The organism is Burkholderia sp. AU33423 (assembly GCF_002223135.1).
Classification (GTDB): Bacteria; Pseudomonadota; Gammaproteobacteria; order Burkholderiales; family Burkholderiaceae; genus Burkholderia; species Burkholderia lata_D.
Genome location: NZ_NKFH01000007.1, coordinates 476,176 through 494,072, shown reverse-complemented (window position 1 = coordinate 494,072; position 17,897 = coordinate 476,176). Strand labels below are relative to the sequence as shown.

General features: G+C 65.0%; 21 protein-coding genes. 8 read left to right on the top strand and 13 right to left on the bottom strand.

What is annotated here, in order from left to right:
* Positions 1–3: 3 nt before the first annotated feature.
* The 4 genes from CFB50_RS20735 to CFB50_RS20720 all read right to left on the bottom strand — a co-directional run bounded on the left by CFB50_RS20735 (position 4) and on the right by CFB50_RS20720 (position 4,780).
* On the bottom strand, positions 4–1,176 hold the full coding sequence (locus tag CFB50_RS20735; RefSeq protein WP_069250747.1) for an NAD(P)/FAD-dependent oxidoreductase: 1,173 nt from the start codon (positions 1,174–1,176) through the stop codon (positions 4–6).
* A 169-nt stretch (positions 1,177–1,345) separates the two neighbouring features.
* Positions 1,346–2,497 carry a branched-chain amino acid ABC transporter substrate-binding protein gene (locus tag CFB50_RS20730; protein ID WP_069250746.1) on the bottom strand — a complete coding sequence of 384 codons (1,152 nt, stop codon included), beginning with the start codon at positions 2,495–2,497 and terminating at the stop codon, positions 1,346–1,348.
* 418 nt (positions 2,498–2,915) lie between these two features.
* Positions 2,916–3,107, bottom strand: a complete 192-nt coding sequence (locus CFB50_RS20725) for a CsbD family protein (protein WP_069250745.1) — start codon at positions 3,105–3,107, stop codon at positions 2,916–2,918.
* A gap of 140 nt (positions 3,108–3,247) precedes the next feature.
* The gene (locus tag CFB50_RS20720) at positions 3,248–4,780 is read right to left on the bottom strand and encodes a helix-turn-helix transcriptional regulator (RefSeq protein ID WP_089448380.1); all 1,533 of its coding nucleotides are present in this window, start codon (positions 4,778–4,780) and stop codon (positions 3,248–3,250) included.
* A gap of 367 nt (positions 4,781–5,147) precedes the next feature.
* Between CFB50_RS20720 and CFB50_RS39570 the strand changes: the two genes are divergently transcribed.
* From CFB50_RS39570 to CFB50_RS20710, 3 genes are all read left to right on the top strand, one after another.
* Positions 5,148–5,312, top strand: coding sequence for a hypothetical protein (locus tag CFB50_RS39570; RefSeq protein ID WP_174947367.1), 165 nt, complete (start codon positions 5,148–5,150; stop codon positions 5,310–5,312).
* 62 nt (positions 5,313–5,374) lie between these two features.
* Positions 5,375–5,725, top strand: coding sequence for a BON domain-containing protein (locus CFB50_RS20715; protein ID WP_069250744.1), 351 nt, complete (start codon positions 5,375–5,377; stop codon positions 5,723–5,725).
* A 54-nt stretch (positions 5,726–5,779) separates the two neighbouring features.
* Positions 5,780–5,977, top strand: coding sequence for a CsbD family protein (locus CFB50_RS20710; protein ID WP_069250743.1), 198 nt, complete (start codon positions 5,780–5,782; stop codon positions 5,975–5,977).
* Between the two features lie 198 nt (positions 5,978–6,175).
* On the opposite strand, the gene CFB50_RS40115 is transcribed toward CFB50_RS20710, so the two are convergent.
* Complete coding sequence (locus tag CFB50_RS40115) at positions 6,176–6,691, bottom strand: IS5 family transposase (protein ID WP_256978984.1); 516 nt, start codon at positions 6,689–6,691, stop codon at positions 6,176–6,178.
* The gene (locus CFB50_RS40110; RefSeq protein ID WP_256978861.1) at positions 6,583–6,993 is read right to left on the bottom strand and encodes a transposase; all 411 of its coding nucleotides are present in this window, start codon (positions 6,991–6,993) and stop codon (positions 6,583–6,585) included. Before CFB50_RS40110 ends, CFB50_RS40115 begins: the two co-directional genes overlap by 109 nt.
* A 102-nt stretch (positions 6,994–7,095) precedes the next feature.
* Between CFB50_RS40110 and CFB50_RS20700 the strand changes: the two genes are divergently transcribed.
* Positions 7,096–7,317 carry a hypothetical protein gene (locus tag CFB50_RS20700; RefSeq protein WP_083266045.1) on the top strand — a complete coding sequence of 74 codons (222 nt, stop codon included), beginning with the start codon at positions 7,096–7,098 and terminating at the stop codon, positions 7,315–7,317.
* Between the two features lie 128 nt (positions 7,318–7,445).
* Positions 7,446–7,700, top strand: a complete 255-nt coding sequence (locus CFB50_RS20695; RefSeq protein WP_069250742.1) for a GlsB/YeaQ/YmgE family stress response membrane protein — start codon at positions 7,446–7,448, stop codon at positions 7,698–7,700.
* A gap of 106 nt (positions 7,701–7,806) precedes the next feature.
* Here CFB50_RS20695 and CFB50_RS20690 read toward each other — a convergent pair whose 3' ends face one another.
* Complete coding sequence (locus CFB50_RS20690; protein WP_089447058.1) at positions 7,807–8,112, bottom strand: hypothetical protein; 306 nt, start codon at positions 8,110–8,112, stop codon at positions 7,807–7,809.
* A 391-nt stretch (positions 8,113–8,503) separates the two neighbouring features.
* A complete protein-coding gene (locus CFB50_RS20685; protein ID WP_089447057.1) occupies positions 8,504–9,532 on the bottom strand; it encodes a DUF1338 domain-containing protein in 1,029 nt (342 codons plus the stop codon).
* Between the two features lie 226 nt (positions 9,533–9,758).
* Between CFB50_RS20685 and CFB50_RS20680 the strand changes: the two genes are divergently transcribed.
* Positions 9,759–10,706: a LysR family transcriptional regulator gene (locus tag CFB50_RS20680; protein ID WP_069250739.1), complete on the top strand. Its 948-nt coding sequence runs from the start codon at positions 9,759–9,761 to the stop codon at positions 10,704–10,706.
* A gap of 19 nt (positions 10,707–10,725) precedes the next feature.
* On the opposite strand, the gene CFB50_RS20675 is transcribed toward CFB50_RS20680, so the two are convergent.
* Positions 10,726–11,259 carry a hypothetical protein gene (locus tag CFB50_RS20675; RefSeq protein WP_231937885.1) on the bottom strand — a complete coding sequence of 178 codons (534 nt, stop codon included), beginning with the start codon at positions 11,257–11,259 and terminating at the stop codon, positions 10,726–10,728.
* Positions 11,260–11,286: 27 nt separating this feature from the next.
* Positions 11,287–11,517: a TonB-dependent receptor gene (locus tag CFB50_RS20670; protein WP_256979171.1), complete on the bottom strand. Its 231-nt coding sequence runs from the start codon at positions 11,515–11,517 to the stop codon at positions 11,287–11,289.
* A 166-nt stretch (positions 11,518–11,683) separates the two neighbouring features.
* Here CFB50_RS20670 and CFB50_RS40630 point away from each other — a divergent pair, with 166 nt between their 5' ends.
* Together CFB50_RS40630 and CFB50_RS20665 are read left to right on the top strand one after the other, a co-directional pair.
* Entirely contained in the window at positions 11,684–12,034 is a 351-nt protein-coding gene (locus CFB50_RS40630) for a hypothetical protein (RefSeq protein ID WP_240158856.1), read from the top strand.
* Positions 12,035–12,160: 126 nt separating this feature from the next.
* Positions 12,161–13,789 (top strand): NADP-dependent glyceraldehyde-3-phosphate dehydrogenase, encoded by a 1,629-nt coding sequence (locus CFB50_RS20665; protein ID WP_089447056.1) that lies wholly within the window; start codon positions 12,161–12,163, stop codon positions 13,787–13,789.
* Positions 13,790–13,876: 87 nt separating this feature from the next.
* Here CFB50_RS20665 and CFB50_RS20660 read toward each other — a convergent pair whose 3' ends face one another.
* The 3 genes from CFB50_RS20660 to CFB50_RS20645 all read right to left on the bottom strand — a co-directional run bounded on the left by CFB50_RS20660 (position 13,877) and on the right by CFB50_RS20645 (position 17,799).
* Complete coding sequence (locus CFB50_RS20660) at positions 13,877–14,836, bottom strand: T6SS immunity protein Tli4 family protein (protein WP_179254208.1); 960 nt, start codon at positions 14,834–14,836, stop codon at positions 13,877–13,879.
* 348 nt (positions 14,837–15,184) lie between these two features.
* A complete protein-coding gene (locus CFB50_RS20650) occupies positions 15,185–16,351 on the bottom strand; it encodes a M24 family metallopeptidase (protein WP_089447053.1) in 1,167 nt (388 codons plus the stop codon).
* A gap of 119 nt (positions 16,352–16,470) precedes the next feature.
* Entirely contained in the window at positions 16,471–17,799 is a 1,329-nt protein-coding gene (locus CFB50_RS20645) for an MFS transporter (RefSeq protein WP_069250733.1), read from the bottom strand.
* Positions 17,800–17,897: the final 98 nt, after the last annotated feature.

The window sequence follows — 17,897 nt, the reverse complement described above, 5'->3', positions numbered from 1 at the left end:
GCGCTACACGACGTTCTTTTCGACGATCGGCCGGTTTTCCAGCACCCGCGCCCAGCCGAGCGTCGACAGGTCGAGCGTGTCGTAACGCCCGCCCAGAATGAGTTCACTGACGCCGCGCCCCGTCGCCGGCCCCTGCTGCAGCCCGTGGCCGCTGTAGCCGTTCGCGAACACGACGTTGTCGAGTTCCGGGTGATACCCGATGATCGCGTTGTGGTCGAACACGTTGTACTCGTAGTACCCGGACCAGCAGTTCTCCACGCGCAGCGCCTCGAACGCCGGCACGCGGTTCGCGAGCGTCGGCCAGATCACCTCGTCGAACAGGTCGTGGTCGACTTCGTCGAGCGGCAGGTCGTCCGGGTCGCGGTCCGGGCTCGGCGACGTCCCGCAGATATACGTGCGCCCCTCCGGCCGGAAATACACGCCGGTCGGGTCGATCAGCAGCGGGCAATCCGTGAGCTTCGCCGGCGACGACACATTGAAGATGCTGCGGCGCCGCGCATACACGGGGATGTCGATACCCATCATCGACGACAGCGTGCGGGTCCACGCGCCTGCCGCGTTGACGAGCGTGTCGCACGCATAGCGTTCGCCGTCGGCCGTGACCACGTGCGTCACCTTGCGGCCGTCACGCACCACCTCCTTCACATCCGACGGCACATAGCGCGCACCGAGCGCCTGCGCCTTCTTGCGCAGCGCCTGCACGAGCCCGTAGCCGTCGAACCAGCCTTCGCCGCTCACGCCGTACGCCCCCGACACGAGATCGTCGACGTTCAGCCACGGAAACTTCGCGCGCAGCGCATCGCGATCCATCAGCCGGATGTCCGCGCCGAGGCTCGTCTGCAGCGCGTGGTTCTCGCGCAGCGTCGCATCGCCGGCCGGCGTCGCGAGGAACAGGTAGCCGCCTTCGTGCAGGTCGATCGACGGCTGGTGGCCATCCACTTCGAGGCGTTCACCGATCGTGCGCAGGAACTCGATGCCGAACAGCGACATCTCGATCGACAGCGGCGTCGAGAACTGCTGGCGAATCGACGCGGCCGACAACGCCGACGACGATCGCGCATAGGTGGGGTCGCGCTCGATCACGGTCACGGAAACCGTGGGATCGGTGGCGCGCAGGAAATAGGCGATCGAGCTGCCGATCACACCACCGCCGACGATGACGACTTGAGAACTCACGACTGACTCCAGTTGCACAGATTGGGCGCGGCCAGCCGGCCCCGCCCGTGGGTTGTTCGTGCCGCGTCACGCGCGGCGTCGCGTGGGCAGACCGGTGCGGCTGCCACCGATCGCTGATGGCATTTCAGCACGTCCGGCATCGCCGCGAAAGTCCGCGCGCGGGTTGTGTTCAATCCGCCGATTTCGTCGTGACGGGCTGCCACGCGGCGTTCTTCACCTCATACAGCGTCGAGCTCGGGTTCTTCAGGTCGCCCGTGTTCGTGAACGCGATCGTGCCCGTGATGCCGTCGAAGCGCGTGCCCTTCAGCGCGCCGTTGAAATCGGCCGGCTTCGTCGAGTTCGCCTTCTGCATCGCGTTGATCGCGATCCACGTCGCGTCGTACGCGAACGGCGCGTACGCGAGCATGTCGATGCCGTACTTCTGCTTGAATTTCGTTTCGAACGCCTTGCCCTTCGCGAGACGCGCCAGCGGCTGCCCGTATTCCCACACGGACGCGCCTTCCGCCGCATTGCCGGCCAGCTTGATGAAGTTCGCGTTCATCACGCCGCCGCCCGCGAGGAACTGCGCGCGGATGCCGAGCTGGCGCATGCGCTTCACGAGCATCGCGGCCTGTGCGTCGAGCCCGCCGAAGAACACGAGATCGGCGTTGGTGCTCTTGATCTTCGTGAGCTGCGCGCTGAAGTCCACCGCCTTGTCGTTCGTGAATTCGCGCGCGACGATCGTGCCGCCGTTCACCTTCACCGACTTCTCGAATTCGTCGGCTTCGCCCTGGCCGAACGCGGTGCGATCGTCGATGATCGCGATGCGCTTCGCCTTGGTCACGCTCGCCGCATAGGCGCCCGCGTTGCCGGCGTTCTGCGTGTCGGTTGCGATCACGCGGTACACGGTGCCGAGCCCGGCGCGCGTGATGTCGGGATTGGTCGCCGACGGCGTGATCATCGGAATGCCGGCCTTCGCGTAGATCTTCGACGCGGGCAGCGTCGTGCCCGAGTTGAAGTGGCCGATCACGACGGCCACCTGCGCATCGGCGAGCTGCTGCGCGGCCTGCACGCCGGTGCGCGGATCGCTCTGGTCGTCCTGCGACGCGACGACGAACTTCACGGGCTTGCCGCCCACCGTCGTATGCGCGGCATTCGCTTCGTCGACGGCCATGCGCACGCCGTTCTCGATGTCCTTGCCGTAGGCGGCGCCGCCGCCCGTCAGCGGGCCGGCCACGCCGACCTTGACGACCGTCTCCTGCGCGTGAACCGCGCCCGTCTGGAGCGCGAGGATCGCGGCGGTCAATGCGACGCCGGAAAGCGAACGAATGCGGAACGTCATGACAATCCTTGTCCTGGGGGCCGGGATGCAACGCGCGACTGCCGCGCGTCGGCAACCTCCCGCGTGCCGGTCATGTCGTCCGCCTGCGGAGCATCATGCAACGCCCCTGCCGGCCGGTCGATCGCCGCGGCTCCGTCTCCGAAGAGCCTTTCATCGCGAAAGAGGTGAATGGATTGTGGGTAGCCAATACCCGTGCAGCAAACGAAATATCGGAACTATGTTGTGAGGATTTGTCATCAAGTTCCGCGTTCGCGGGCGGCCCGCGGCCCGCGCAACGGCGGGCCGCGGGTAAATCGCTACCGTGGAATGCCGCGCCGGCGCCCGGCCATCAAGGCCGGCCGTGGTCATGCCGGCGGCGCATCATCGTTGCAATGACGCCCGGCCGGCCATCGCGACGCCCACGGCGCCGCGTCATCGGTCAGTGCCGATCGGTGCCCGTCTGCTTGCGCACCGCATCGGCCGCCTCGCCGGCCTGCTCCTGCATCCTGCCGGCCTCTTGTTCAGCGACGCCTTCCGCTTCCGTCTCGCGGTCGCCCGTGACCTTGCCGAGCGCTTCCTTGACCGAACCCTTGACTTGTTTGAGCTTACCTTCGATGCGATTCCTGTCCATGGTCGTCTCCTGCGATGGTGGGGGAGAGCCGACGATGCAACGGCCTGCGCCGCACCGCCGAGTGGACAGGATCGCAAGCGGGCGCCGCGCGCGGCAGATGCGAATGCACCAGCGCCTCTGGTGCATTCGTACCGGCGGCGTCAGTCCTTGTCCTTCGCGCCGCCCTTCTCGCCACGCACGCCGTTCGCTTCGGCCGCACCGACGATCCCGCGTTCGCGCGCCCAGACGATCGCCTCGCCGCGGCTGTGCACGTCGAGCTTCGCGTAGATCGTCGCGACGTGATTGCGCACGGTGTTCGGCGCAAGCCCGAGGCGGCCGGCGATTTCCTTGTCGGCGAGACCATGGCACAGCAGGTCGAACACGTCGCGCTCGCGCGCGGTCAGGTCCGACAGCTGCGCGCCCGCATCCGGCGCATTCGCGCGCCGCACGTTCGCGAGCTTTTCGATCAGCGTGCGGCTGAACCACGACGCATCCTGCATCGCCGTTTCGATCGCGTAGACGAGCTCCATCTCCGTGCGCTTGCGATCGCTGATGTCGAGCAGCGCGACGAGCAGGCAGTCGCGCCCGTGAATCGCGACGGGATCGGCCGACACGACGCAATCGCGCACGTCGCCTTCGCGCGTGCGGATCTGCACGTCGGCGTTGCGCACGTTGCCGTCGCGTGCGAGCCGGCCTTCGATGCGCTGCCACGCGCCGCGTTCGGCCCACAGCCCGATCTCGTCCGCGGATTTGCCGAGCAGGTCGTCCTGCGCGTGGCCCGTCATCGCGGCGAACGCGTCGTTCACGTCGAGCAATTCGAAGCGGTCTGCCGTGACGATCGCGGTGGCGACCGGTGCCATCCGGAACGCCGTCGCAAAGCGTTCCTCGCTCTGCCGCAGCGCGCGCTCGGCCTGCTTGCGCGGCTCGAGATCCATGAACGTGAACAGCATGCACGCCTCGTCGTTCATGTCGATCGGCTGCCCGGCGACCACCACGGCCTTCGTGCTGCCGTCCGCGAGCTTCAGCACGGCCTCCATCTGCGGGATCGTCGCGCCTTCGCCGAGCCGCTCGATCGCGAGGTCGCGCCGGTCGGCCTGGTCGAGCACGTCGATCTCGTACACCGAGCGGCCGAGCACGTCTTCACTCGCGTAGCCGGTCATGTCGAGAAAGCCCTGGTTGACCTTCACGTAGCGCAGGTCGTCGAGCCGGCAGATCACGGCCGGCGCCGGGTTCGCATTGAAGGTGCGCTCGAAACGCTCCTCGGCGCTCGCCCATTCGGTCGCGTCGTGCAGCACGAGCGCGAGGCAGTCGGGCTCGCCGGCCGCATTCGTCAGCACGAGGCTGCGAATGCGGTGAACCCAGCTCACGGTTTCGTCGGCGGCCGATTCGACTTCGACCGTCACGTCGCTGAACTCCTCGCCCGCGATCACGCGATCCATCGGATAGTGGCCGTCACGCACCGGGTGGTTGTTCCGGTAGCGCAGCCGGAAGCGCTCGCGGTAGTCGGTGACGGTCGCGCCGAGCGCCGTCAGCTCGGTCACGCCATGCATCGCGAGCGCGGCTTCGTTCGCCCAGACGATCCGCTGGTCGGGCTCGATCAGGATCACGCCCTCGGTGAGCCCCGCGATGATCTGGTGCAGTTGGCGCCGGTCGGTATGCGACTTCAGCGCCTGTTCGTTTACCTGTTCGTTCATCGAATGGTTGTCCATGTCGTCAGCATGAGCGTCGGCCCGGTTGCCGCTTCGTCGACACGCGCCGGCCCGCGCGTGTGGCGATGATCGCGTGCCGCACCGGTGCACGACAGGCGCGGATGCACTATTCGTCATAGTACATTCGTACGGCCTGCCCTACCGTGCGGTGTCCCGCCGATCCCGGAAGCATCCACCGCGCCTGCCTTCCGCGCGCCGCCCCAAACGGGCCCGCCTCTCCCTCCACGACGCCCCGTGCAAACGCACTAGCCGATCAGGTGAATTTGCGTGATGTCCGTGCAAGTTTGCATCGGTACGCTGGTGTTGCATCGGCGCTCATGCGCTGCCTTCCGACCCGCAGAGGAGAAGCACGATGAAGCTGCATCAGACACCCGATCCGACGCGGCCGGAGCCGGCCCCGGACAATCCGCCCGAACCGTCGCCCGGCACCGATCCGCCGGTTCCGCTGCCGCCCGACGTGCCGCGCCCGGACATGCCGCCGCGCGAGCCCGGCTACGACACGCCGATCGCCCATTGATCCGGGCACGCGCCGTGCTCAGTGGTCAATCCATTCACCACGCCAATCGAAGGAGAACATCAATGAACAAGACCTCGCACCTTTCGACGCTGCTCGCCGCCAGTGCGGCTTTCCTGCTTTGCGCCGCACCGCTCACGAACGCACAGGCACAGGCCTCGTCTACCGACAGCGGCATGACGGCCGAATCGAACCAGCCTGTCACCGACACGTGGATCACGACCAAGGTGAAAGGGGAACTCGCGACCACGGAGGGCGTGAAGAGCACTGACATCAGCGTGAAGACGGTCGACGGCGTCGTCACGCTCACCGGCGTGCTGCCGACGAAGGTCGCCGTGAAGAAGGCTATCGCCGTCACGCGCGCGGTCAAGGGCGTGAAGCACGTCGACGCATCCGGCCTGAAGGCAAAGGCCTGACCTCCCGGCGCGGCAACCGCCGCGCTTTTATCCCTGCATGACAAGGAGCACACGATGAACGAGGACAAGATCAAGGGCCAGTGGAAGCAACTCTCCGGCAAGCTGAAGGCCAAGTGGGGCAAGTTGACCGACGACGACCTGAAGGTGGCCGACGGCAATCGCGAGTATCTGACCGGCAAGATCCAGGAGCGTTACGGGATCGCCCGCGATGAAGCCGAGAAGCAGTTGAAGGAATTCGACCGCGAGCTGTAACGCGATAGCGCTTCAATACAACCGCCGCGGCGCCAACGGCGTCGCGGCCATCAGGACGACGACATGGGTAAATACCTGATCGCCTGGCTGCTCGGCGTGCCGGTCGGGCTGCTGCTGCTGTTCTATCTGATCACGCATATCTTCTGACCGTGTCCGCGCGATAAAGCCGAACAATACGACTCGCTTTTAGAGGCCAGTTCAAAAACCTTGCTCAGCTCGCCTGAAGACGTTCCAGCAGACGAGCGAGCAGCCAAGTTTCAAGAATGCTTCGTGAATGTCGGCACGTCGCTCGAAGCGCGTGCGTAGACGACGGAAATTATGGAGCCAGGAGTGCGTACGCTCGACCACCCAACGATACTTGCCGAGCCCGCTGCCGTGTTCGGTCCGGCGCTTCGCGATCACGGGCCTGATGCCGCGCTCACGCAGCGCACGTCGGTGTCGTGTGGAATCGTAGCCGCGATCGGCGTAGACGACGCCGGGCTTCTGAAGTGGTCGGCCACGGACACCGCGAATCGGCGGAATTGCATCAACGAGCGGCAGCAACTGCGTGACGTCGTTGGCGTTCGCGCCGGTCAGGATCGCGACGACGGGAACGCCGTTGGCGTCTACGAGGATGTGGTGCTTGGAACCGGGTCGCGCACGATCCGTGGGGTTCGGGCCAGTTTTTCGCCCGCCCCAACGGCGCGCACGGACGACGAATCGACCGCAGCGTATGACAGATCGATCTGGCCGGCCGCACGCAACTTGTCGAGCAGCAACTCGTGCAGTTGGTCCCATACACCAGCCTTTTGCCAGTCGTTCAATCGCCGCCAGCAAGTTGCGCCCGAGCCGAAGCCCAGCCGAGTCGGCAAGTGGTTCCAGCGGATTCCCGTTTTGAACACGAACAGGATGCCGTTGAGCGCCGCACGATCGCAAACGCGCGGACGACCAGGATCGCTCTTCGCACGAGGCTTCGCGGGCGGCAGCAATGGTTCGATCAGTATCCACAGTTCGTCGTCAATGATCGGCGCTTCCATCCTTGGGCTTCCGTTGTTCTGGTGCCCAAGGTTAACAGCTCGCCGAGGAAGTAAACAGCCCCCTCACGGGGTTTTTGAACTGACCTCTTAGGGAGATGACCAATGAAATTCCTTTCCATTTCGGCAGCCTGCATCGCGTTGCTGACCGCTTCGATCCCGGGACATGCAGCAGGATGCCTGAAAGGCGCGGCCGTGGGCGGAGTCGCCGGCCATGTCGCAGGACACCACGGGGCGATGGGTGCCGCTGCGGGTTGCGCAATCGGCCATCACCACGCAGCAAAGAAAGCCAAGGCGGCAAGCGCGGCAACGGCCGCGTCGCAATGAATGCGTCACGACGACGCCGGTCGACGTTCTTCGGAACGGCCGGTGTTGCGCCGCGTACGCGATGCCACCGGTCATGACATGACCACCGGATTTACAACAATTTCGCCAATCCAAGGGGAAGATCGTACATGGATATGCATGGCTTGATCGTATGGCTGATCATCGGCGCCATCGCCGGCTGGCTCGCGGGCGTACTCGTCAAGGGCGGAGGTTTCGGCCTGGTCATCGACATCGTTGTCGGCATCGTGGGCGCGGTGATCGGCGGTTGGCTCGCCGGGTTGCTCGGTATCGGCTTCAGCGGGATGCTCGGTTCGATCGTCATCGCGCTCATCGGTGCCGTGATCCTCTTGCTCGTGATCCGCCAGTTCCATCGCGCAACGTGACAGGTCATTCAGCGCGCCGGACTCACGGCTGGCGTGCGGAGGAAGCGACAAGAAGCGTCTCATGTCAAATGGACGAGCCCGGCGTTCGACACCGGGCTCGCCACACTTAGTGCCCCTTGTAGAGTTCGAGCAACTGGCTCTGCAAGGCCATCATGGCCTTGTCATGCTGCATTTGCAGCTTCGCCATTGCTTCGTTGTGCTCCATTTCCATCGCCATCATTTTTTGCTGAATGCCGATGGCCTGAGTGCGTTGCTCGGGTGTGAGCTTGTCCATCATCATCATGGTCCAGTCGCTGGTATGCGACATGTAGGTGCCGCTGCGACCAATGCCGCCACCGTCTGCCTGTGCCGCACCGGCGACGAGCAGGAACGGAACGGCGCCACACAGCATGAGCTTGCGAATCGGGTTCATCCGGGTTCTCCTGTCAAGAAAGGACGTCGGGAAGCGCCCGTGTCGCATGCACGGGTTTCCTGAGCGTGGGTCATGAACTGCCAGCTGACATCAAGACCTCGTCCAATCAATCGACCAGGTGATCGAAAGGCGTCTCCCTGACAAGTGCTACGACGAATCGGCTGATGAATGATGGTTCGACTGGCGAGACGTTTGTCGTCCCGTACCGGCGGATATGACACGGCTCGATGAGATTTTCGGGGTCGCGTAATCCCGCGCGCCCGGCCGTGGCGTCCACGACGGCCCACACCCGACATGGCAAACGCCCTGCATTCGCAGGGCGCTTCAGGCCGCGGTGCATGCGTGCGCCGGCCAATCGGTCGCGACCGGCGCAGCCCCCGCTTTCCTTTCGTTACTTCGCCGCGTTCGCCGTCATCTTGAAGATGCCCTGCGCGTTGCCCGCATCGAAACGCAGGTCGGTCACCCAGCGGCGCGCCGCCTGGTCGAACGTGCGCTTGCGCGTGATGAACTCGTAGAACGAACCCGGCACGTTGCGCTTCACCGTGCCGCCGTCGCGCGTGCGGAATTCGCGCTCGACGGTATCCGCGCGATACGCGGTCTGGAACACGCGGCCCGAGCGCGAGCGTTCGACTTCCGGCTTCATCGGCCGGCCCTTCGCCTTCTCGTCGTCGGACAGCTTGAACACGTCGGCGACGCGGTCGGTCGCGTGATTGAACGCATTGCCTTCGGTCGCGATCCACGCCATTTCCGCCGATTCCATCAGCAGCGTCTCGTAGTCGAGTTCGCTCGGCACGTCGTGCTGGCGTGCGAACGCGCCGACGATCTCCGGCAGCAGCGCGTGCGCGGCCTCCGGCGACAGCCAGCCTTCGCGCTCCACTTCCCACAGCAGCGCGACGGCCGCCGGCGACAGCGGATCGCGCGACGTGCTCACGACGTTCGTCACGGCCTGCTGGAATTCCTTCGAGAAACGTTCCGGATGCAGCTCGCTGACGAAGAACTGCGCGATTTCGTCCGGTGCGTCTTCATGTGCATACGCGCGGCCCGTCATGCCGAGCTTGTCGAGCGGGTAACGGCCGTTCAGGCGGAAGCCGAGCGGACGCAGGATGCGCGTGAACGCGGCCTCGCCCGGCGGCAGCGCGCCGGTGTGCGGCCAGCGCACCGTGCGCAGCGCGCCGTGGTCGAAATAGACCGAGCCGCCGCTTTCGACCGCGTCGGCCGTATACGCACGGCCGTTCGCCGAACGTTCGAGCAGCCCTTCGAACAGCGCCATGTTCATCGCCTGCGCGATTTCCGCGCGCGTCACGACGCCGTCTTCCCATTCCTCGAGGATGGCCGGCATGTTCAGGGTCGAGAACAGGGCGTCGGTCTTCGCCTGTCCCAGCAACTTCGTCAGCAAGCTCTCGATATTCGGATTGCGCATCAGGATTCTCGTCTCGGGGGACCGCCGGCAAACGTGCCGGCAACTCGTCGGCCGGCCGCCCCACGGGCGCCTGACCTTGCGTGGGGAGCATTATTCAAAGGGTTGCAGCCGGGCGTAAAGCGAGATTAAATTGATATGTGATGAGTTTTTGGAATTATTGGCCGTTCGTTGCCCGCCCTTCGCGCTCACGCTGCGGGAGCCCCGTTCGTCAGACAAATCAAGCATCATGCGTAAATTCAAGATTCCCAACATGGGCGCGCTCGTGGCTTTCGAAGCCGCCGCGCGCCACGAAAGCTTCACGCACGCGGCCAAGGAGCTGTTCCTGACCGAAAGCGCGGTTTCGCGCCAGATCGCGACGCTCGAAGCGAGCCTCGGCGTGCGGCTGTTCGCCCGCGTGAAGCAGCGTGTCGTGCTGACGCGCGCCGGCAAGCTGTACGGCACGCAGGTGCGGCGCGCGCTGGAGGCGCTCGACCGCGACACGCTGTCGATCATCGCGCACGGCAGCGGCGGCGGCTACCTGGAGCTGGCGGTGCTGCCGACCTTCGCGTCGCACTGGCTGATCCCGCGCATCAAGAGCTTCTACGACCGCACGCCCGACGTGCGCGTGAACATGGGCAGCCGCACCGACCTGTTCTCGTTCGAGGACACCCACTTCGAGGCCGCGATCCACTACGGCAAGCCGACCTGGCCCGGCACGTCGTCCGACTACCTGTTCGGCGAGGAAGTCGTGCCGATCTGCTCGCCGGCGCTGCTCGACGGGCCCGTGCAAAGCGTCGAGGATCTGCTCGCCTACCCGCTGCTGCACTCGACGACGCGCCCCGGCGCGTGGGCGCAGTGGTTCGAGACGCACGGCGTCGAGGACATCCGCACGATGCAGGGCGTGCGCTACGAGCTGCACACGATGCTGATCAGCGCGGCCGCGGCCGGGCTCGGCATCGCGCTCGTGCCGAAGTTCTTCGTCGAGGAACAGTTGCAGCAGCTCGGGCTGGTGGTGCCGTGCGACGCGGCGACGGTCGGCGATTCCGCGTACTACCTCGTGTATCCGACGGAGCTCAGCCACAGCAAGCCGCTGGAGCTGTTTCGCGGCTGGCTGCTCGAGCAGGCGAGCGCGTATGCGGCGCCCGGTTTCGACGCGGATGGCGGCGATCTGGTGGACGACGAGGACGTCGAGTAAAAGCGTGGCCGCGCCAGCCTCATGGCGCGGCGGCCTCGCACGCGTATCGCGTCGGCAGACTGGCCTTCACCACCTTCACCAGCCGCGCGTGATCGGGCTCTTCCAGCCCTGGGCACACGGTTTCCAGATCGCGGATCACGACCGTTGCACGCCCGTCGAAGCGGCATACGCCAACGGGCTGCGCGGCGGGGAGCCGCAGACTGCGCCGTGCATCGCGCTGGTTCGTGAACCGGATCACACCCGCGCGTTGCGAACGGTCCGGCAGGCGCCGCGCCGATGCGTCGTCCTCCTCGAACCACACGTCCTCCCCGCTCTCTTCGTCGCCGTAATCGACCAAGTAACGGCCCGACAACGTGATCGCACGGCCGACGTACACCGAATGGCATTCGGGTTCGGCGTCGGCCGGGATCGTCTGCGCGTGCGCCGCGGCCGCGCCACAAGCCAGCCACCACACCGCGCACAGCACGCTGGCGCGGCCGATCAGGCTCGACACATCAATCGATTGGCGGATCATGGGCAGTGAGGTGCGGGTCATCGTGACGAAGACTCGCATTGTCACCCGGCGTAGGCATCACGTGCATTACATGTGCCACTTCACCGTGGCGGTCAGCGTGCGCGGATCGCCGGGCATGTTGTACAGGTCCGCGTTGCCGTGCGCGGCGATGAAGTAGCGGCGATTGAACAGGTTGTCGAGCGTGAGCGTCACGTCGACCTTCTTGCTGCGATAGCCGGCGCCGAGGTTGAACACGGTGAACGACGGCAGCGTGACGAGATCGCTCGCCGACGTGTAGCGCGTGTCGCCTGCCCGCAACGTGCATGCGCATGGCGCTCTGCATTCCTGACGAATGCCTTTCTGTTTCGTGCTTTTGCGTGGCTTATGCGTAATAAAAACGAAAGAAATTCTTCGGCCGCATCAGGCGATGAAGGGCCAGGCAATAGGCGGAATTCGGGAGACGACGACGAAAGGACTGGAGAGGATGACAAAACATCCGTCGAAGCGGACGGCGCGCATTCGAAGTCCGGTGCGCGCCGGACCGGGCAACCCCGACCCGGCGCTCCGGGCAGCCGACCTCGCATCGGCAGCGCGGCGGACCTTCTTCCGTTCTTCACTACATATGCTCTCAGGCTCACTTCATTTTTTTCTTCACCGCGCCGGGCCATTATCCGCTGAAACCAGCCCGTTTGAAACGTTTGCGAGCGCTGTTGGCGGCTTATACCAAGCATTCGGCAACAGTCTTTCTGAATGCTTACGGTGCATGCGGCGCGATTCGGCAATTCTTGCATTCACGCCGGCGTTCCTTTTTAATGGAACTGGTTCCAATTATTGAATCGGCCATGGTCATGCGTGACGTGTCGTCGTCCGCGCGTCATGATGCCGATTCAGGATCGAGGATTTCCCAGCTCAGGATTCGCATCGCCCGTCCTTCCCGGACACCCCGTCAAACGAGACCGTCATGCCCGATTCCGCCTCCCTGCAGCAGCTGTTTCCCGCCTTTCAGGACATCCCCGCCGAGTACCGGCTCACTTCGCCGATTCACCAGCGCGTGTCGCTCGTCGACGGCGAGTTGCGGCCGTGGGACGGCGCGACCAAGACTGTGCTGTCGCCCGTGTGCGTGCGCCAGGCTGACGGCAGCGTCGAGCAGGTCGAGATCGGCAGCTACCCGGTGATGGGCGAAACGGAAAGCGACGCGGCGCTCGACGCCGCGGTGCGCGCGTACGACGCCGGCCGCGGTGAGTGGCCGACGATGAAAGTCGAGCAGCGCATCGCGTGCATGCAGGACTTCATCAAGCGGATGGTCGCGCAGCGTGAACTGGTGGTGAACCTCATCATGTGGGAAATCGGCAAGAGCCTCGCCGATTCGCAGAAGGAGTTCGACCGCACCGTCACGTACATGACGCAGACGATCGACGCGCTGAAGGAGCTCGACAACGCGAATTCGCGCTTCGTGATCGCCGAAGGCACGATCGGCCAGATCCGCCGCACGCCGCTCGGCGTCGTGCTGTGCATGGGCCCGTACAACTACCCGCTGAACGAGACCTTCGCGACGCTGATCCCCGCGCTGCTGATGGGCAACACCGTGGTGTTCAAGCCGCCGCAGTACGGCACGCTGCTGTTCGAGCCGCTGCTCGAAGCGTTCCGCGACGCGTTCCCGAAGGGCGTGATCAACACGATCTATGCGCCGGGCGCGGTGGTCGTGCCGCACATGCTCGCGTCGGGCAAGATCAACGTGCTCGCGCTGATCGGCTCGAGCAAGGTCGCCGATCATTTGAAGAAGCAGCACCCGAAGTCGCACCGGCTGCGCGCGATCCTCGGCCTCGACGCGAAGAACGCGGCGATCGTGCTGCCCGACGCCGATCTCGACCTCACCGTGAAGGAATGCCTGCTCGGCGCGCTGTCGTTCAACGGCCAGCGCTGCACCGCGCTGAAGATGCTGCTCGTGCATCGTTCGATCGTCGACGAATTCCTGAAGCGCTTCACCGCCGCGCTCGAACAGCTGAAGATCGGCATGCCGTGGGAGAAAGGCGTCAGCATCACGCCGCTGCCGGGCATGCATCGCACGGCCTACATGACGGACGCGATCGACGACGCGAAGGCCAAGGGCGCGCAGGTCGTCAATCATTCGGGCGGCGAGTTCAGCAAGACGCTGTTCTATCCGGCCGTCGTGTACCCGGTGGCGGAAGGGATGAAGCTGTATCGCGAGGAACAGTTCGGGCCGATCATTCCGGTGGCGACGTTCGATGACGTGGACACCGCGCTCGACTACGTGACGACGTCGGATCACGGCCAGCAGGTCAGCATCTTTGGTTCCGATCCGGCGCAGATCGGCGCGCTCGTCGATCCGCTCGTGAACCAGGTGTGCCGCGTGAACATCAACTGCCAGTGCCAGCGCGGGCCCGACGTGTTCCCGTTCGCGGGCCGCAAGGATTCGGCCGAGGGCACGCTGTCGGTGAGCGATGCGCTGCGCGCGTTCTCGATCCGCTCGATGGTCGCGGCGAAGCAGACCGACAGCAGCAAGCAGCTGCTCGATTCGATCGTGTCGGATCACCACTCGAAGTTCATCAATACGGGCTTTATTTTCTGAAGCGGCTCTGATTCGGGTGCCCTCCGCCGCGCGTCGGTGCGGCGGAGTCATCGGGTTGAGTGCGCGCCCCACCTCGTCCGCCTCCGGTCAGATCGCACCAGGCCTCGCGCGCAGACTGTTCAGCAGTGTGTCCCATACTTGCAACGCGCCCGCTTCGTCGACCGGCGAGGTGGCCTTCTCCGGTGGCAAGTCGTCACGCGCGGGTGCGCCCAGCAGCAGTTCGACCGATGCATGCGGCTGCTCCACCGTCGCGGGATTCCCTGGCGCGAGCAGGTAGAAGCGATAGACCGTGACCGCGCCATCCCTGAGCGCAAACAGCACCTCCTCCGCGTCCATGCCGGCGACCTGCCGTTTGCCTTGGCGCAGGATGCTGTAGCGTCCCGGCATGCGATTGAGTGTCGCGCGCAGCGCGCGCAGATTGCGGGTGAGCGGTTGCTCCAGATCTACGTCCACCGCATCCCGCAGCTTGATCACAAGCAGCGCCGGTCGGCCCGGCATCAACGCGAACGACTGGCTGACTTCTTCCGAGTAGGTCGACGGGCCCGTGACGATGCCACCATCGAAACAGAAACCCGATTCCGTCGGCACGGTCCAGTTGTCGCGTACCTTGATGCGGCGGTAGGTGTCGTCATAGATGCTTTCGGCGCGGTCCAGCACATCCGCACCGATCAAGCTCGTCGTCCGGATGAGCGTGCGGTTCGCGAACAGATAGCCTTCCGTATAGAACGGCAAGGCGACAGCTTTCACCACCGCATCGTTGAAGACGAAAACCCGTGAGTGCGACACCGGAGAGAAGGCCTTTTCCAGCGACATGCGTCCCGTCTGCTCCTGCAGATCGACGGGATTCACCCGCTGTTTAGTGCGCAGTTCTTTCTCCCGCGCCGCGACTTTGGCGTCGTAGTCCTCCACTGACACGTCGTGCGTCGTCACCAGCTTTTCACCGCGGTATTCGTAAAGCTCGTTCGAGATCTCGCTCGAGACAGGCCGGTCGAACATCAGGCGACCGATGCACCACGGACGCAATTCCGATAACAGCGGATTGTTCATCCCGGATTCCACGGAATACGCAAACGAGCAGGCACACAGCCCCGCCAGCAAGAGCAGTGAACAAACGAAACGCACCATCACGATCCTCCCCGCACATCGATATCTTTCATGATCTGCGCCATCTTGCCGAGAAGCACCCGGCGCGTCCATGTTCGGCGCGAAGAAAGCCTCGTCACCGTTGTCTTTCGTGACGATAGGCGAGCCCATGATGCCCGATATGACAATCCTGGGGATCATGGGGTGCAGATCTTGACGTTCGTCGATGGGGGCTGCAAGTTCCGAAGCGGGCCGTTCGTGAGAAAGCCGCTGCACGCGCCGGTGCAGCGGCTTTTTTGCACCCGCGCGTGATTACGCCCGAATCGGGAACGTCAACGCGTCGAGATCGAGCGGGCCGCCCGTCAACTGAACCGGGCCTTCGTCACCGATCAGCACCGTATCGGAATGACGGAAGCCGCCGACACCCTCGATATAGATGCCCGGCTCGATCGTCAGGCACATCCCCTTCTCGATCGGCCGGTCGTAGCCTTCGGCAAAGAACGGCGCCTCGTGCGCGGTGACACCCATCCCGTGCCCGGTCCGGTGCAGCATCCGGTCGCCCATTCCCGCGCGACGGAAATAGTCGTTGACCTTGCGATCGACGTCGCTCAGCAGCGCGCCCGGCATCGCCGCGTCGAACGCGAGCCGCCGCCCTTCCGACATCACGTCGAACGCGCGCCGTGCCGCGTCGGGCACGTGGCCAAGGAAGAAAGTCCGCTCGACTTCCGCGCCGTAGCCGTTCATCACCGCATTGACGATCGACACGTGCGGGCCGCCCTCTTCCATCCGCATGTCGATGTTGCTGAAGTTGTGCGGATCGTGCGACACGCTGCCCGGCTGGAACACCGCGACGATCCGCGTGGCCAACGGGTTCAGCGTCGGATCGTCGGCCAGCAGCCGCTGCATGATGAAGCCGCGAATGCGCGACGACATCTCCGCCATCCCGAGGCCCGGGCGCGCTTCGTTCAGCAGCAGGTTGTGCGCGTCGGTGGCGATCCCGCACGCATACACGTGGCGGCCGATCTCGTAGTCGGACTTGATCATCCGCACGTCGTCGATGATGTCGATGCATACACGCTCGCCCGGCGTCTGCGCATAGACCTGCAACGGACACACCGACTCGACGCCGACACGTTCGCCCGCCCCGAACAGCGCCTTGAACCGGTCGCTCCATTCGCGCCCGGCCGGCGCCGGAAATTCGAAATACGGAATCAGCTCGAGTTCGCCGATCGAGCGCGTCCGCACATGCGGCTGCTCTAGCTGCGGCACGACGAACTGCGGCGGGCCGCTGCGCGAAATGACCAGCACGAACGGCCGCTCGTGGACGATGTTCGCGAAGTTCGTCAGGTAGTAGATGTTGTCCGGCGAGAACGCCACATAGCGATCGAGGCCGGCTTCCGCCATGCGGGCGCGCACGCGGTCGAGGCGTCCTTTGAGTTCCGCCTCGCTGGGCGGTGCGAAAGTGGGTGTGAACTTCATGCGTGATTTCTCCTGTTGAGAGTGACGGGACGGCCGATCATTTCCACGCCTCCATATATCGACATTTCATTCGTTATCCTCTATTTCAGCGATACGGATCGAAACCGAATCCGGCTCGCTTATTCGCTCGGCATGCGTCGAAACCCGAGCAGCGCGACCAGGCTCACGACCGACATCGCGACGATGTACAGCGCCGGCGACGCCTTGTTGTGCGTGGTCGCGATCAGCCACGTGACGATCAGCGGGGAAAAACCGCCGAAGACCGTCGTCGGGATGTTGTACGACACCGCGAGCCCGGTGCTGCGCACCGCGGCCGGAAACGCGCGCGCGGCCAGCGCGGGCACCAGCCCGACGAGCACGCCCATCGGCGCGGCGGCAGCGGCCTGCATGATCAGCAGGTTGCGCAGCGAAGGGCTCGCGATGACCCACATATAGAGCGGCAGCGTGATCGCGGACAGCACGACGATCGCGGCGGCGACCATCGCGACCGGCCGGCGCCAGACGTCGCCGAGCAGGCCCGCGAGCGGCGCGATCGCGACCATCACGATGCCGGCGACCGTCGTGCTCATGAACGGCGCGGACATCGGCAACCCGAGTTGCTTCACCGCGAACGTCGGCATGTAGATCAGGACCATGTAGAACGCGGCCGTACTGACGATCGTCACGCCGCTCGCCGCGAGGAACGACGCGAGATGCTCGCCGAACAGGCGCTTGAGCACCTGCGCGACCGGCAGCGCTTCGCCGTGCACGAACGCGTCGGTTTCCGACACGCTCCTGCGGATGTAGAAGCCGACCGGGCCGATCAGCAGGCCGACCACGAACGGCACGCGCCAGCCCCAGCTTTCGAGCTGATGCGGGCTGAGCGACGTCGTCAGGATCGTGCCGATCGTGCCGCCCAGCACGATGGCCAGCATCGTGCTCGACATCTGCAGGCTCACGAAGAAATGGCGTCGATGCGGCGGCGCCTTTTCCGCGAGAAACGCGACGGTGCTGCCGAACTCGCCCGATGCCGCGAAGCCCTGCACGAGCCGCGCCAGCACGAGAATCGTGGCGCCGAGCCAGCCGGCCTGCGCATACGGCGGCGCCACCGCGATCGCGGCCGTGCCGGCCAGCATCAGCCAGATCGTGACGGACATCGCCGCTTTGCGGCCGTACCGGTCGCCGTACAGCCCGAGCACGACACTGCCGAGTGGCCGCACGACGAACCCCACGCCGAAGGTCGCCGTCGCGAGCAGCAGCGACCCGACCGGCCCGGCCACCGGAAAAAACAGCTTCGCGATCACGCTGGCGAAATAGCCGTAGATCACGAAGTCGAACCATTCGAGCGCGTTGCCTGCCGCGGCCGCCGCGACGTCGCGCATCGTGCCTGCCCGTGCAGACGGCTGCGGCGCAGCCGAACGGCGATCGAGCGCGATGGCGCCCGCCGGATTCACTGCATCCTCTTTCATCGTTTGTCTCCTCCCTCTGCTGGCTGCAGCGGTTTCGTGCTCATGTTCGATGCGCACCGTTACCGCGTCCAACGGATTTCCGGAATATGATCATCACC